Consider the following 14,901-nt stretch of genomic DNA (forward strand, 5'->3'; position numbering starts at 1 on the left):
TAAACTAAGTAGTTTTGTGGGTAGAAATATAGGTTGCCATGGTGCGCACCGTTTGGAATATTTTCGGCCCTTCGGATGGATCGGCCAATTTAATTCCATACTTCTGCTGCATGAGTACAATTAGTTCCAGTGCATCAATAGAATCTAATCCTAAACCTTCGCCAAACAATGGTTGGTCGGCACCAATATCTTCGGGTTTTAAATGCTGTAAATTAAGCTGCTCCACAATTTGAGCCTTTAGAGTAGTAATGAGTTCTTCCATAAATTAGTATATGCTTTGTATGTTTTTTGTCGAATGTGGCAAACCATTGTTTGTTTGCTGCGCCAAATAAAAGAAAGCCTCCGCATTTTCTCCATAAAAATTTGCCCAACCTGCCACACAGGCCTCTACCCTGCCTTCATCAAATAAAGATTGAACGTGTGCAGCCAACATTTCGGGTTGCCATGTATCTACCATAAATGTTGCTGTTTCGCCCTTTAGCCCATGCCTGATACTAAGTTCGCCCACGGCTATATTGGGGAGTGTATATACAAACAATGCCGGACTAGGTGCTGTTTCTGTAGATTGCAGGTATCGTTCATCTGTATCTAAGGAGCCATCGGCAGTAGAAAAAACCAAGCCCTTTTTAAAAGCAGGAACAGCCGCCATTGCTTCGTTGCCTTCTAGCAATTTTTCGCAAGTAAGCAGCACCAATTTAGAGAGGTTATCCATTTTAAAAAACTTAGGATAATTCAAATTCCACTGCTCGTATATGGCATTAAAATCGCTGCAGGCTTCAACTTCAACCACACCATTTACGGTTAATGTATTATTCTTATATGAAGCAAATTTTGTAATACAGCAACTACTCATTTCAATGGGCAAATATAGAAGGATAAGCCAACTTTATTACTACAAAAAACACAGTGAAATAGTGGCAACACTTGTAGTACTTAGGTTGATTTTATTTAGCAGTTGCGTAGCTTTTCGATAGTTTCTTTTGGATTGGCAGCACTAAACACCGTATTTCCTGCAACTAAAACCTGAGCTCCTGCTGCAATTAACTGTGGGGCATTTTCTAAGGTTACACCTCCATCTACTTCAATTTTTGCAACACTGTTTTGCGCCTTAATAAGTGCGCTGGCCTCTGCCACTTTATTAAAGGTATATGGAATAAATTTTTGCCCGCCAAAACCCGGATTCACACTCATAATCAATACCAAATCGAGCAAGTGTATCACCTCTTTCAACACGGCAACAGGTGTAGCCGGATTAAGCGCTACGCCTGCTTGTGCTCCCGTGGCTTTTATTTTATGTATAACAGAATCTAAATGATAATTCCCTTCGTAATGCACCGTAATTAAATCGGCTCCGGCATTACGAAATTGTTCTACATATCTTTCGGGCTGCACAATCATTAAATGCACATCGCAAAACTTTTTTGTTTGCTGGCGCACCGCCTTCAACACAGGAAATCCAAACGAGATATTAGGAACAAAAACACCATCCATTACATCAATATGAATCCATTCGGCAGTACTTTCGTTCAGCAATTGAATATCTTCTCCCAACTTAGAAAAATCGGCACTTAAAATCGAGGGCGAAACAATGGTATTTTTCATGCGGCTAAGCTATGCGAAGTTTTACATTAGGACAAAAAAAATGAGGTTGCTTTACAAAAAACAACCTCATTGCCATAAACCTTCTGGATTTGTTTTCCCATAAGGCTTTGTTGCGGCTAATTAGTTTTCGGCTAAGTATCCTGCTACACCTTCGTGAGTGGCGGTTAAACCTGCCTTTCCTTGGCTCCAGTTTGCAGGGCAAACTTCGCCATGTGTTTCAAAGAAGCTAAGTGAATCTACCATGCGCACGGCTTCATCTATATTTCTGCCCAATGGTAAATCGTTTACCAATTGGTGGCGAACTACACCTTGCTTATCAATTAAGAATAAACCGCGGTAAGCAATTAACTCAGAAGTTGCTTGCATTTGATCGTTATCATCGTAAAAATAAGCGCCATTCAGCACATCGTAGTTGGCAGAAATGGTTTTGTTGGTATCGGCAACCAATGGGTATGTAACACCTTGAATTCCACCTTTATTCTTAGGCAATTGCAGCCAGCCCCAGTGGCTTTGTTCTGTATCGGTAGATACGGCTACCACTACAGTTTCGCGTTTTTCGAACTCTGCTAATTGAGCCTGGAAGGCGTGTAACTCTGTTGGGCACACAAATGTGAAGTCTTTCGGATAGAAAAACAGTACTACATATTTTTTGCCAATATATTGTTCTAAAGAGAAATTCTCTACGATTTCTCCACCGTTTACAACGGCAGTTGCCTTAAACAAAGGGGCTTTTTTTCCTACTAATACAGCCATGATGATTGTTTATTTTAGTTTAAAAATAGAGTGCGAAGGTAGCGAGAAGCGCGAAATTGATTGCTAATTCTTTGTAAAAAAGTTTTACTTTTCTTGCAATAGTTTTTCCAGGTCGGCAATGAGTTTATCTACCGATTGAGGATTGGTGCCATCATAGTAACCGCGCAATCTGCCTGTTTTATCTGCCAATACAAAATTGCCGCTATGTGCAAAACCACCGGGGCTTTGCGGGTCTTCTTCGGCTGCTATTAAATACTTATCGGCTGCGGCAAATAGCTGCTCTTTAATGCCTGTAAGAAAAAACCAATTTTTGCCAACACCTAGTTTTTGCGTGTAATGCAGTAATGCAGCCACAGTGTCGCGCTTGGGGTCTATGGAATGCGAAAGAATCAAGAAATCGTTTCTGTCTTTAAACTTATCGTAAACCCGCAGCATTTGGGCTTTCATTTTGGGGCAAATACTTGGGCAATTGATAAAAAAGAAATCTACCACCAGGTATTTTCCTTCTACATCTTTATTGGTTAGCGTATCGCCAAATTGGTTTGCAAATCTAAACTCAGGAATACTGTAAGCAGCTGTATCTTCTACAATTTCGCCATTTACAATTCGCTTAATAGAAACCTGCTCGGGCTGTGCGTTTTGGCAGGAATTCAGCCATGTGGCTACCATTGCTAATAACAAAAACATGCCGTAATACTTCATACTAAAAATGCTTTTTATTTTACTGTAATTCATACTTTCTAAATTCAGTTTTTATTCCATACATGCTTCTTGCTGCATGGCACCAATCCATCTTTCTATAAGCGAAATGCCTTCGGGATGCAGTAAATTTTTCCCAACCTCGGGCATGCGCACACCCGGATCGTCAGATTTCATTCTATAAATAACTATTGATGCCTCGGGCTTTCCCGGAAAAATATCAAAGAGATTGCCACCCGTGGCTTTTCCTGCTGCTACCGGAGTTTTGCAAATGCCTAAATTGGCGGGCGATTCGTTTTCTAAATTCAGGTATAAACCCGAAGTATAAGCAGGACCCTTGGCATTGTGGCAATGGCCGCAATTCATATCTAAATAGGCTCTGGCTCTTTGGCTGAGAGAATAGGCAGAAGAATCTTCCCAGTTGGGAGTTTTTGGACAATTTTCCGGTGAAGGAACATTGGTTAAATAACCCACTTTTTGCCAGCGCAGCAGTTGGTTTTCTGTACCATCGCTATACGCATAATCTTTGTTTAAATTGCGAACTTTGGGGCCAATGGGGCGAATGGCGCCATTATACCAATGGCAGCTTTTGCATTGGTTTTTGCTGGGTACTATGTATTCTACTTTCTTCTTAGTGCCATCGAAATGAATCCAACTTACTTGCTTTATAGCGCCAATATTGTTTAATACGGCATCGGTTTGTTCATCATTCCAAGTGTATTCGAGCGCTTCCCAGCCCGAAGAACGGTGAATAAGTAAGCGGGTTTCTATTATGCGTTTTTCACCATCGGGTTTACTAAAATCTACTGGGTAATAAAAATTTTTAATGAGGCATGAACCTACCGGAAGTTTTATCATTTCTGAAGTATCGTAATGTGTGCTTTTGCCTTTGGGTACATACACAAAGCGCTTTTTGAATGCGTAATCGGTGAAGAGCGATGTATTTAAATCGTATGGAAGAATACTTTCGTTGGGTTTTAAATCTTTAAGTGTTCCTATAAAAAAATTGTATTCCGATAGATGCTTAAACGGAGCTTGGGCTACATCTAATGCAATTTTTGCCGGAGCAGAATTGCAACTTGCCAATTCATACGCCACCACACACATAACAAGCAGCATTGCCAAGATCGAAACTTTAAACTTCATAAGGCGAAGTTCTTTTATTCAAAACAAAAATCAAGTGCTGTATTTTTTTTCTACGGATTTAACATCTATACCAGAAAAGGTTTCACCTTTGCCCAAATGAAATCTATCTTTTCCGCATTCATATTGGCACTTACCATTTCGGGTTGTGCACACGGTCCAAAAATTCAAACCGCTATTGCCGACACTCATTCATGGGGCGTACCTTCCGGCCCCGAAGATTTTGTATTAGACACGCTTAGCAGCAACCAACCTCGCCTGATTGTTTCGTGTGGCATAAAACGTGAGGGCGACAGCAGCAAAGGCGAATTTGTATTTATTGATTTAGCTACCCAAAAAGTATCGAAATCGGTTACTGTTATGCCTAACCATATTTCTTTGTTTCCTCATGGAATTGATTTGCTAAAGAAAAACGACAGTCTCTTTCTGTATGCCGTAAACCATGAACCCGAGGTGAAAGGCAAAAAGGATTTTACGCGTAATTCCGTTCTTACCTTTTTACTACAAGGCGACTCTATTTTTTTTATACGGAAAACAAGCGCTCCATGCATTATTAGCCCCAATGCTATTTGCGCGCTGGAAGACGGCAGTTTTTTAGTTACCAATATGAATACAGGTGGCTATTTCAGCAATGGAAATGTATGCTACTGCAATGGCGACACCTGCTTTAAGGTATCTAAAAAAATTTTTTATGCCAATGGGATTACACGCGATAAAAACTATGTGTATGTGGCATCTACTTTATGGAATAAAATATTTCGTTTTAGCTTTAATGGCACAACTTTAAAGGAGGAAACGGTTGTACCAAAAGTATATGGTGGCGACAACTTACGCATTGTAAACGATACGCTTTATGTGGCAGCACACTTAAACTTAAGCAAATTTTTAAAGCACGTAAAACACAGCAAAAAACACTCACCAAGTGCGGTATATGAAATTCCGCTGGCAACGATGCAACCTAAATTGGTATTTTACAACGATGGCACTCAAATTGATGCCAGCTCCACCGCCATTAAGTACAACGGCAAATACTACATTACAGGTGTATTTGACCCGGAAGTGGTTGAAATAAAGCTACAAGCAACCGAATAACTACTTTACATCTATTTGTTGAATGGCATGCAACAATGTTTCAGCACGCTGAATTTTGCCCGTTTCTGTTTCTCTAAACTTATGAACCAACACAATACTTTTGGGTTGTTCAAACTTGGTTAAATGTGTATTGAAAATGCTGGCGAGTTGCTTTACTTCTTTAGAGCTACATTTCGAACTTTCTATTACCAACACCACCCTTTTTCCCAACACGGCATCGCTTACACCTGCAATAAAAAAGCGGTATGGCAATAGTGAAAAAAGTTGCTTCTCCACAGTTTCGGGCTGTATTTTAATGCCCCCGGAGTTAATTACATTATCGCTTCTTCCAATCCATTCAAACGAAGTATCGGAATGTATTACAGCCACATCATTTGTAGTAAGTTTTCCTTTAAAAAAATGTGGCGCAGAAATTTGTAAGCACTGGTGCTCGTTTGCCGAAACAGTTATGCCCGGCAATGTTTTATAGCACGAAGAAGCATCGGCTCCGTTTAAAGCGCGCAGGGCAATATGGCTTGCCGTTTCCGTCATTCCATACGAATGAAACAATGCTATGGGCAGTCTTTGCACTTGCTGTAACAACACATTGGATACTTCTCCCCCGCCTAATAAAATGGTTCTAATTTTCTCTACCTTTTTTTTAGTAGCTGCATCACTTAGGCAATTAGAGAGCTGCATGGGCGTGAATGGAGCAAAATCGAAAGTATTGTTTATGGTAACGCCATTGAGCGGCTTTGATGAAAGCGGCACGCAACTCATATCTAACTGGGCAAGTATGCTGCGAACAATCATCATTCTACCGCCAATTTTAGCAGCAGGAATAGCAAGCAATACTTGCTGTGCTTTCTCTAAACTAAAAAAGGATATGGTAGCACGAGCGCTTTGCTCTAATTGAAAGCGCGAATGCTTAATTAGCTTAGGTTTTCCTGTGGAACCGGAAGTAAATACGGTAAAGGATTGATTGCCTGGATTTAAAAACGCCTCGGTAAATGTCCAAATATCGCGCTCCCAATTACTTAAGTTATCTTGTGCTAACTTTGCCTTTGCTTCTTCAATAATTTGTGCAGGCGTGTTGGTAGAAAAGCGAATGGTAAACATCGCATTATGCTATTGCGAAATTCTAATAATGCCCATTACAATATCGTCAAAATCTTGAAACTCCACTTCGGCATTTACACCTCCGGCAGACTGTATTGCAGTTTTGCCAACAGGGCTATCTAAACTCGGAAAATTTACAAACAACTGGCTAAACTCTTCGTGTGAAAAGAAATTGCCAGACACATCTAATGACAGTATTCGCTTGGCATTTGATGAAATAAATACTTTACCTTCTGTTTTATGAATTTCTGTTACACCAATTTGCAAGCAGCGTTGTAAATTATCGAAACGAGTTTTGCGCAAATCTACTTCTACCTGAAACTTGCTGAGTTTACTGTTTAACTTAAAACGCTCATAAGCAAACATTACCGAAGATATAAGTACTTTACCATCGAACTTTCCTTTTACTAAAAAGTCTTGTGCACCATAGCGCACAGTTTCTAAGCCTACTTCTTCATCGGTTAATCCCGTAAGTACCAGCACCAAATTTCCAGGATATTTTTGTAGTAAGTTTTTTATGGAATCTACTCCGTGGCTATCGGGCAGGTTTAAGTCTTGCAGAATAATATCGAAAGTATGCTGCTCTAAAAGTTCGTATGCTTGCTTAATAGTTTCGGCATGCAGCGTTTCGAAAGTGGGCATTGTAGATTCGCCCAAATAAAATTTCATTAAGAAAGCGTCACCCGGATTATCCTCAATCAGCAACACTTTAAGAGTAGAAGAGTCATTCATACAACTAATCGTAATTTAATTGAACCGTATTGAACCAATAGGCTTCTATTAACTTAATAACGCGGGCGAAGTCATCAAAATCAACAGGTTTCAGGATATAGCAATTAGCATGCAGACTGTATGCTTTGGAGATGTCGTGGTCGGCATCGGAAGTGGTTAATACTATTACGGGTGTTTTTTTGAGGTGGGTATCGGTTTTTACTTCCTTCAATACCTCTATTCCATTTTTCTTGGGTAGGTTTAAATCGAGCAACACAATATCCGGCTTAGAAGAGTCGCTGAAGCGTCCTCGTTTAAATAAGAAATCGAGCGCCATTTCTCCATCGGTAACTACATCCATTTGAATATCTAAAGAGCTTTCTTTAAATGCTTCTTGTGTAAGGCGAATATCGCCCGGGTTATCCTCTACCAGCAGTATTCGTGGTTTCTCTTTGGTATTTCTAAGTAAGTCCATGTTTGAGGGAAATTAAAACTAAAGCAATGATACATTTTTCAATCCATAACGCAATACAGTAAAATTAATTACCCGAAATGCGTTTTTTCATTTCTGCCATTTTTTTAGGCAACTCGGGCAACATTATTTCAAACAATGCAGTTTTTTCATCTCCTAATTCCTTTTTTAATGTTTCGTTTCTAAAATTTGTGAGCAGCATCAACCTTTTATTGAGCTGAGCATCGTTATCGGCATACGCAATTTTGGCCAATTCTACTCTGCGCATGTATGCTTCCATTAGTTTTCCGATACGCACTTTTTGCTGTTCACTTAAACTCAATTCCTTATTTAAAACCTTTATGAGTGCGGTGGCATCGGCCATATTTCGCACATCTAAAGCACTTTTACCGGCTCCCAAAACAGTTACTGCAGAAAAAGATAGTGCCGAAAAAACAGCAAACAGCTTGTAAAATCTTGTTTTCATATTGGTTGGGTATTGGTTCTTTTGTGCTTTACGAAAAAAAAGAAGAAAAGTTCTACAACACAGAACAATCGGTGGGTGAACATTATTGACCGGATTTTAAACACAATAGCTACGCGCTTCCGTTCAATTTTATACTATTGTGTATTAAATAAAAAGCATGAGAAGTTCCGAGATAAAATTTAAGGTAGAATTAGACCACCAAAATGTACCACACAGTATTAAATGGCTGGCCACCGATTCGCAACACAACGAATTGAAAGACTGTAAGAGCATGCAAATTTCGCTTTGGGATGCTTTTGAAAAAACAACCTTCAATATTCATCTTTGGACAAAAGATATCACCACAGATGAAATGCACGCACAATTTTTTCAAACCTTATTGAGCTTTGCAGATTCTTATCAGAGAGCCACCGGAAATCCTTTTGTAAAAGAAGAAATGAAAAAGTTCACCAATAATCTGGCAGAGCAAACAGCCGAATGGGAAGAAAGCAGAGCCAGAGTAAAGCAATAAAAATACTGCCTTTGCAGTTGCATTATTTCGTTATTAAAATCAATATTATACATCATGAAAAACATTGTACTCATTCTTTTTGCAGCTGCAACTTTTGCGGCAAATGCCCAAGTTAGCTGCACTCCAGATCCAAACAACACCAACTACGGCAGCACACCACAGGCCGATGAAATTCCTTGTGTTGAAAGAGGTGTTTACTACGAACAAGTAGTGCAGGTTTTGTTGCCTTCGCAATTTTCGCAAGCAACTATCGACTCTTTTAAAATGCTTACCGTTAGCAACCTGCCATCGGGAATAAACTATACTTGTGGCAATGCTACCTGTACTTTTTATGCTGAAAAAAGTGGTTGCTTTGTAGTGTATGGCACCACCACCGACTCTGCCAAACGCTACGATATTGGCTTTACAGGAAAAGCATATATTAAGTTAAACGGCATCCCAACTACCTATAATTTAGATGAAAGTTTAGCTAAGCAAGCCGGCTTCGATATGTACCTAGTTGTAATTGAAAAAGATAGTGCTTGCGACCAAGTAACCCCTACTGCCATAAGAAATATTGCAACGGCATCTTCTAAAATAAATGCCTTTTATGCTGCCGATACCAAGCAGATAGTGGTAAACGCCACTTCCATAAATACGAATGTGGTACAACTTGAGGTATTTGATATTGCCGGAAGATTGGTGGCAAACAAAACATTTACCAATACTGCCAACACTTACTTTATAGAAAGTGCATCGCTACAAAAAGGATTATACTTGGTGCGCCTAAATGGAACTGCAGCAAAAGTAATTGTAGAATAGCTTACAGCACTTTCAGTGCTTCTACTACAATAGCCTGTAGCTTGGCCTTATCTTGCTTTACTTTTGAATATACCATAATACCTTGCAAGGTATTGGTAAAAAAGTAAGCGGTATTCTCTATATCAATAGATGCTGCTATTTCTCCCTTTTCTACTGCCTTTTGCAATAAACTTTTATAGGTTTCTTCTATGGCAGCCATGCAGCTATTCACCCATTGTTCAACCTCCTTATCGTGTGGTGCAAGTTCTATGGCAGTGTTGGTTAAGTAGCCGCCCCTGCGATGTCGGCTATCTGTAACCTCCGCAATTATACTTTCAAAAGAAAGTGCCAATGCCGCTTTGGGCGAAGGAATTTCATGCAGCAATTGCAGGTTGTTTTTTAGTCTCTTTTCGTAGTTTACCAAAGTTGCCATAAACAAACCGTGCTTATCGGTAAATGCTTCATACATACTTGCTTTACTTAGTTTCAAGCTATCTACCAAATCTTGAACCGATGTGCCATTGTAGCCCTTTGCCCAAAAAAGGTCCATTGCTTTTTCGAGTACGGCTTCGTATTTATACTTTTTAGGACGTGCCATTATTTTGTATTTTAGCAGCTAATCTAATAGCAAAAACCATTCATAGTTAATTGAAAATCAATTATTTTTAAATTTAAAAAAGAACGTTTGTTCCTAAATGAAACATCTTACTACCGCACTAAGTGTAAATGTAAATAAAATAGCACTGCTCCGAAACTCACGTGGCAGCAATATTCCCGATGTAGTGCAGTTTGCCATAGACTGTGAAAAATATGGTGCTCAAGGCATTACCATACATCCGCGCCCCGATGAAAGACATATAACGCGCAAGGATGTGTCGGCTCTTAAAGAAGTGGTAACTACCGAATTTAATATTGAAGGCTACCCCACAGAAGACTTTGTGCAAATGGTAATTGCTACCCAACCTGCACAATGTACATTAGTACCCGACTTGCCGGGGCAGCTTACCTCAGATCATGGCTGGGATTGTGTACAGCATCGGCAGTTTTTACAAAAAACTATTGAAAGATTTAAAGAAAAAGGAATTAGAGTCTCTCTTTTTATAGATCCGGTTGAAGAACAACTAGCAGCGGCAAAGGAAACAGGCACCGATAGAATTGAATTTTACACAGGTCCTTACGCACATCATTTTTACACCAATAAACACGAAGCCGTTTTACCATTGGCAAAAGCTGCCCAAACCTGTGTAGAATTAGGACTTGGCATCAATGCCGGACACGATTTAAACTTAGATAACTTACAATTTTTAAAACAAAACATTCCCCATTTACTTGAGGTTTCTATAGGACACGCATTGGTGCGCGATTGCCTTTACCTTGGTTTAGAAAACACCATTCAACTCTACTTAAGGCAATTAGCTTAATGTGAGTGTGGCATTTTTGTAATCAATTATGGCATTGAGTTTTAGCAATAAATCGGAACCTAAAATGCCGTTTATTTTTTTGATTTTGTACTTTGCATACATATTGTTTACATGCGATAGTTCAACTGCAGCAGAGTTATATTTCTTTACCGATAATGTGCCAAACTCAATTAAGTCAATCTTTCCTAAATAACTTTCTGCTACGGCACTGTGCAAACCGGAAGTTTCTTGCTTTATAGTTTTCAATTTTTCTTTCCCAATATTTTTTTCGAACCACTCTTTTCCAATTACTGTTTTAGAAGCTCCGGTATCTAAAAGAAAGCGGCATCTTTTTCCATTCACCTTTATGTTTAGAAATAAATGGTAGCCCGATTCGCTCATATCTTCCAACGATAATTTTACAACTGTGGGTATTTGTTTCTTTGCCATGTGGCGAACATAAAGGCAAATTTTTGTATTCGCTATAACCTTTTCATTTTTTTTCCGTAAAGCAATTCGGACACTTTGTGGTAACTGAAAACCATGAAGTATAAACTCTACCTTATTACCTTCTTAGTGGTTTCTATGCTTAGCTCCAACTTGCAAGCCCAGCGCCAATGCAGCACGCACGAGCATCACCAACAAATGCTTGACCAAGATGCCTCTTACCGCGCAGCACGTTTACAAATTGAGCAGTTTACACAAGCAGCACGCAACTTTAAAACCGATGAAACGCAAACTAAATCCATTACAATTCCGGTAGTAATACATGTATTGTACAACAAATTTGACGACAGCCTTAGCAACGAACAAATACTATCGCAAATAGAAGTGCTCAACAAAGACTTTCAGTTATTAAACGATGAGGTAAACACCATTCCCGATGAATTTGCAAAGGTTGCAGCAGCTACCAATATTCAATTCCAATTAGCAAAAAGAAAACCCGATGGCAGTGCCACCAATGGTATTGTAAGAAAATTCACTTCAAAAATTTCGTTTACAGATAACAACGATATGAAATTTAGCGAGCGCGGTGGCGACAACGCTTGGGATGCCGCACAATACCTCAATATTTGGGTTTGCCGATTAAGCAACAATCTATTGGGCTATGCACAATTGCCGGGTGGCGCAGCAGCCTCAGATGGCGTGGTAATTAACCATATTGCTTTTGGCACTATGGGCACTGCAAAATATCCATACAACAAAGGCAGAACAGCCACACATGAAATTGGCCACTGGCTTAACCTCGCACATATCTGGGGCGATAAAAGCAATTGCAATGGCAATGATTTGGTAGAAGATACACCACCGCAAAGTGGTCCAACTTATGGCACACCAAAAACCGCACCGGTTTCATGCGGCTTCAATACTATGTATATGAACTTTATGGACTATACAGATGATGCAGCTATGGCAATGTTCACCTCGGGGCAGGCTGAAAGAATGGAGAATTTATTTGCAGCAGGCGGTTTTAGAAATAGCATCGTTACTTCTAAAGGATTACAAAAACCTATAGGCGAAACCACCGTAGAAAACACTGTAGAAAACAACAACTGCCTTACTTCAACAGATGAAAACAACTTACGCAGCAACGCCAAAAAAGTGCGCAATACAACCGTAACTTACGGACGAATAAATACGAGTGGAAAAAGCAACTGGTTTAGTTTTACCAACAACAAAGTACAAAACAACATCTATATAACACTAAGCGACCTTGCTGCCGACTTTGATATTGCACTGTATGACAACCAAGGATTGCTGCTTGCCCGCAGCCGCAGAAGCGGCACCAAACCGGAAGCCATTAAATGGAACGATGCCGAAGTAGGCACCTACTTTATTCGTGTATATGGCTACCAAGGAGCTACCGCCAATAGCTGCTATGCTTTGCAAACGCAAATCAGCAAAACAGCATTTAAAACAGACGGCTCAGAATCCGATGAAAACGAAATTCCTAAGCCGGAAGAACTCAAAGTTTTAGAATCTAAACTTTACCCCAACCCAACTAGTAATGCAGCCAACTTCGATGTAAATATTGATGAAACCGGACTTGTAAGTATTGAACTTTTTAATCTTCTCGGCAGCAAAGTAAAATCGTACCAATTTGATGCACTAGGTGGGTTCAACAGCTTAAACCTTGAACTAAACGATGTGCAAGCAGGCGTATATCAACTAGTAGCAAAAAACGGAGACGCATCCTTTAAACAAAGATTAGTACTCAGCAAATAAGCATATTTAAGATACACCTATGAATTAAAACCAACAGGCTGCACACGAACAGCCTGTTTTTTTTTTTTGCATACATGCGTAGGCATTTTCTAATATTGCAACAACGTATAGTTTATGACTTCTACCATTACTTATCTTGGCAATTTGCGCACACAAGCAACTCATATAAAATCGAGTGAAAAAATTATTACCGATGCCCCCACCGATAACCAAGGAAAGGGCGAAGCATTTTCGCCAACCGATTTGGTGGCAACAGCTTTGGGCAGTTGTATGCTCACCGTTATGGGCATTAAAGCCAGAGAAATGCAAGTAGATTTAACAGGTGCCGAAATTTCCATTACAAAAATCATGGGAACCGAACCTAGAAGAATTACCGAAATTGTAGTCGCATTTTCATTAGCAGCACCAACACTTTCAGAAAAAGAAAAAGCAATTTTAGAAAACACAGCACGCACTTGCCCTGTATTTTACTCGCTACATCCGGAACTAACAAAAACAATTTCGTTTAACTGGAATTGATACACCACACACTGTTTCCATCTAAAAATAGTTCACCATGAAAATTACAGTTATTGGAGCCAATGGCCGCACAGGAAAACTAATTGTAGAAGAAGCACTTGCTAAAGGCTGGCAAGTAGTTGCATATTTACGAAGCAAACAAAAACTGCCGCTTGTTCACGCCAACTTAACTTTTGTGGAAGGCGATGCATACAACGCATCGCAAATAGGCAAAGCAATAGAAGGTGCCGATGCTGTAGTTTCGGCATTAGGGCAAAGCGATATTTCTGGCAAAGTAGATTTGATGAGCGATGGAATGAAAAATATAATTCCCGCTATGCTTCAACACCATGTTAAACGAGTAATAGCTATTGGCGGCATGGGAGCATTGCAAGCAAATGCAAACATGCTTATTAAAGATCTACCCGATTTTCCTGCCGAATACAAAAATGTTTCGGAAGGACACTATAAGGTTTTTAACTTGCTGCAACCAACCTCTTTAGACTGGACATTTGTATGTTGCCCCTACATTCCCGATGGTGCAAAAACAAACAACTACCAAGTTCGAAAAGACTATTTACCCAACGGGAAACAGCAAATATTTACAGGCGATATTGCTGCTTTTGTAGTAAAGGAATTAGAGCAAAATCAATTTTTGCAAACAAGGGTTGGCATAAGCAACTAACCTACAGTTTATTCCCTATAAAGAATGTAACTGCAAAATTTCATATTGTTTGCATCAGGATTTTCATTCATAAATGGAATGCTGGCTGCAGTAGCGCTGCTCTGTAAACTCAATGCATTGTTGCAACCAAATTTATCTCTAAAAAATGTGGCTGCAGTATAGAGGTTTACAGGTTCATTTGACACGGCAAACACCAAAAATGATTCTCCATTTTTAGTAAATACCCCCACCCCGCTTCTATAAAATCTATTGGTAGAAGTTGCTCTAAATTCTGGGTGAATACTACCGTTAACAAGCAACATGGGACCCGATTGCAATGCCATCTTTTTATCTTGCGTGTTTTTATATGCAGAAGATTCCACTACTTCTGCTCCATTTACACCAATAGCCAATACTCCATTGGGTTTCATAAAAAAAGCACCATTACCGCTACCTAAATTTATGGGTGCAATTTCGGCACCTTTATTTACGGCTAAACCTATAAATGCACAACCATTTTCAGCTACTGCTCCATTCACCAAAAAGCATGTACCATAGCGCGACTTAACCGACTGCAATATGTTAGCATGGCTGGCATCGGTAGTATTTTGCAACAGCTCAAAACGATTTACGGAATAGGTATCTATTTTTACAGTAAAGGCACGAAAGGTAGTTCCTCCAAATGGCACCGATGAGTAACCGCGCGTTTGCGCTTGTGCAGCACAAAAAAATATAACTATAAAAACAGTAACGGCAAGTTTGGTTAAATACTGCATCATACTTTAC

Annotated in this window: 20 protein-coding genes; 7 read left to right on the top strand and 13 right to left on the bottom strand. The window is 39.6% G+C overall.

The window, feature by feature from the left end; genetic code table 11:
* Positions 1 to 4 precede the first annotated feature (4 nt).
* The 6 genes from KF872_04140 to KF872_04165 form a co-directional block, all read right to left on the bottom strand.
* Positions 5 to 262: an acyl carrier protein gene (locus KF872_04140; GenBank protein MBX2902725.1), complete on the bottom strand. Its 258-nt coding sequence runs from the start codon at positions 260 to 262 to the stop codon at positions 5 to 7.
* Between the two features lie 3 nt (positions 263 to 265).
* Positions 266 to 853: a hypothetical protein gene (locus KF872_04145; protein MBX2902726.1), complete on the bottom strand. Its 588-nt coding sequence runs from the start codon at positions 851 to 853 to the stop codon at positions 266 to 268.
* 95 nt (positions 854 to 948) lie between these two features.
* Complete coding sequence (locus tag KF872_04150) at positions 949 to 1,602, bottom strand: ribulose-phosphate 3-epimerase (GenBank protein ID MBX2902727.1); 654 nt, start codon at positions 1,600 to 1,602, stop codon at positions 949 to 951.
* Between the two features lie 120 nt (positions 1,603 to 1,722).
* On the bottom strand, positions 1,723 to 2,355 hold the full coding sequence (locus KF872_04155; GenBank protein MBX2902728.1) for a peroxiredoxin: 633 nt from the start codon (positions 2,353 to 2,355) through the stop codon (positions 1,723 to 1,725).
* Between the two features lie 84 nt (positions 2,356 to 2,439).
* Positions 2,440 to 3,090, bottom strand: coding sequence for an SCO family protein (locus KF872_04160; protein MBX2902729.1), 651 nt, complete (start codon positions 3,088 to 3,090; stop codon positions 2,440 to 2,442).
* A gap of 18 nt (positions 3,091 to 3,108) precedes the next feature.
* Positions 3,109 to 4,200: a hypothetical protein gene (locus tag KF872_04165; protein ID MBX2902730.1), complete on the bottom strand. Its 1,092-nt coding sequence runs from the start codon at positions 4,198 to 4,200 to the stop codon at positions 3,109 to 3,111.
* 96 nt (positions 4,201 to 4,296) lie between these two features.
* Between KF872_04165 and KF872_04170 the strand changes: the two genes are divergently transcribed.
* Entirely contained in the window at positions 4,297 to 5,289 is a 993-nt protein-coding gene (locus tag KF872_04170; protein ID MBX2902731.1) for a hypothetical protein, read from the top strand.
* On the opposite strand, the gene KF872_04175 is transcribed toward KF872_04170, so the two are convergent.
* From KF872_04175 to KF872_04190, 4 genes are all read right to left on the bottom strand, one after another.
* Entirely contained in the window at positions 5,290 to 6,387 is a 1,098-nt protein-coding gene (locus KF872_04175) for an AMP-binding protein (GenBank protein MBX2902732.1), read from the bottom strand. It abuts the gene before it with no gap.
* A 9-nt stretch (positions 6,388 to 6,396) separates the two neighbouring features.
* Positions 6,397 to 7,119: a response regulator gene (locus KF872_04180; protein MBX2902733.1), complete on the bottom strand. Its 723-nt coding sequence runs from the start codon at positions 7,117 to 7,119 to the stop codon at positions 6,397 to 6,399.
* Positions 7,120 to 7,123: 4 nt separating this feature from the next.
* On the bottom strand, positions 7,124 to 7,573 hold the full coding sequence (locus KF872_04185) for a response regulator (GenBank protein MBX2902734.1): 450 nt from the start codon (positions 7,571 to 7,573) through the stop codon (positions 7,124 to 7,126).
* A 64-nt stretch (positions 7,574 to 7,637) separates the two neighbouring features.
* Positions 7,638 to 8,036 (bottom strand): hypothetical protein, encoded by a 399-nt coding sequence (locus tag KF872_04190; protein ID MBX2902735.1) that lies wholly within the window; start codon positions 8,034 to 8,036, stop codon positions 7,638 to 7,640.
* A 157-nt stretch (positions 8,037 to 8,193) separates the two neighbouring features.
* Here KF872_04190 and KF872_04195 point away from each other — a divergent pair, with 157 nt between their 5' ends.
* On the top strand, positions 8,194 to 8,547 hold the full coding sequence (locus tag KF872_04195) for a gliding motility protein GldC (protein MBX2902736.1): 354 nt from the start codon (positions 8,194 to 8,196) through the stop codon (positions 8,545 to 8,547).
* A gap of 54 nt (positions 8,548 to 8,601) precedes the next feature.
* Positions 8,602 to 9,348: a T9SS type A sorting domain-containing protein gene (locus KF872_04200; GenBank protein MBX2902737.1), complete on the top strand. Its 747-nt coding sequence runs from the start codon at positions 8,602 to 8,604 to the stop codon at positions 9,346 to 9,348.
* Position 9,349: 1 nt separating this feature from the next.
* On the opposite strand, the gene KF872_04205 is transcribed toward KF872_04200, so the two are convergent.
* Complete coding sequence (locus KF872_04205; protein MBX2902738.1) at positions 9,350 to 9,925, bottom strand: TetR/AcrR family transcriptional regulator; 576 nt, start codon at positions 9,923 to 9,925, stop codon at positions 9,350 to 9,352.
* 97 nt (positions 9,926 to 10,022) lie between these two features.
* Here KF872_04205 and KF872_04210 point away from each other — a divergent pair, with 97 nt between their 5' ends.
* Positions 10,023 to 10,748: a pyridoxine 5'-phosphate synthase gene (locus tag KF872_04210; protein MBX2902739.1), complete on the top strand. Its 726-nt coding sequence runs from the start codon at positions 10,023 to 10,025 to the stop codon at positions 10,746 to 10,748.
* On the opposite strand, the gene KF872_04215 is transcribed toward KF872_04210, so the two are convergent.
* Entirely contained in the window at positions 10,740 to 11,177 is a 438-nt protein-coding gene (locus KF872_04215) for a clan AA aspartic protease (protein MBX2902740.1), read from the bottom strand. The two genes, KF872_04210 and KF872_04215, sit on opposite strands and share 9 nt — an antisense overlap.
* A gap of 93 nt (positions 11,178 to 11,270) precedes the next feature.
* Here KF872_04215 and KF872_04220 point away from each other — a divergent pair, with 93 nt between their 5' ends.
* The 3 genes from KF872_04220 (at position 11,271) to KF872_04230 (ending at position 14,136) form a co-directional block, all read left to right on the top strand.
* A complete protein-coding gene (locus tag KF872_04220; GenBank protein ID MBX2902741.1) occupies positions 11,271 to 12,953 on the top strand; it encodes a T9SS type A sorting domain-containing protein in 1,683 nt (560 codons plus the stop codon).
* A gap of 114 nt (positions 12,954 to 13,067) precedes the next feature.
* Positions 13,068 to 13,472: an OsmC family protein gene (locus KF872_04225; protein MBX2902742.1), complete on the top strand. Its 405-nt coding sequence runs from the start codon at positions 13,068 to 13,070 to the stop codon at positions 13,470 to 13,472.
* Between the two features lie 37 nt (positions 13,473 to 13,509).
* Positions 13,510 to 14,136, top strand: coding sequence for an SDR family oxidoreductase (locus KF872_04230; GenBank protein MBX2902743.1), 627 nt, complete (start codon positions 13,510 to 13,512; stop codon positions 14,134 to 14,136).
* A gap of 8 nt (positions 14,137 to 14,144) precedes the next feature.
* Here KF872_04230 and KF872_04235 read toward each other — a convergent pair whose 3' ends face one another.
* Positions 14,145 to 14,894, bottom strand: coding sequence for a phosphodiester glycosidase family protein (locus tag KF872_04235; GenBank protein MBX2902744.1), 750 nt, complete (start codon positions 14,892 to 14,894; stop codon positions 14,145 to 14,147).
* Positions 14,895 to 14,901: the final 7 nt, after the last annotated feature.

The sequence above is a fragment of the Chitinophagales bacterium genome (genome assembly GCA_019638515.1).
Lineage (GTDB): Bacteria > Bacteroidota > Bacteroidia > Chitinophagales > LD1 > UBA7692.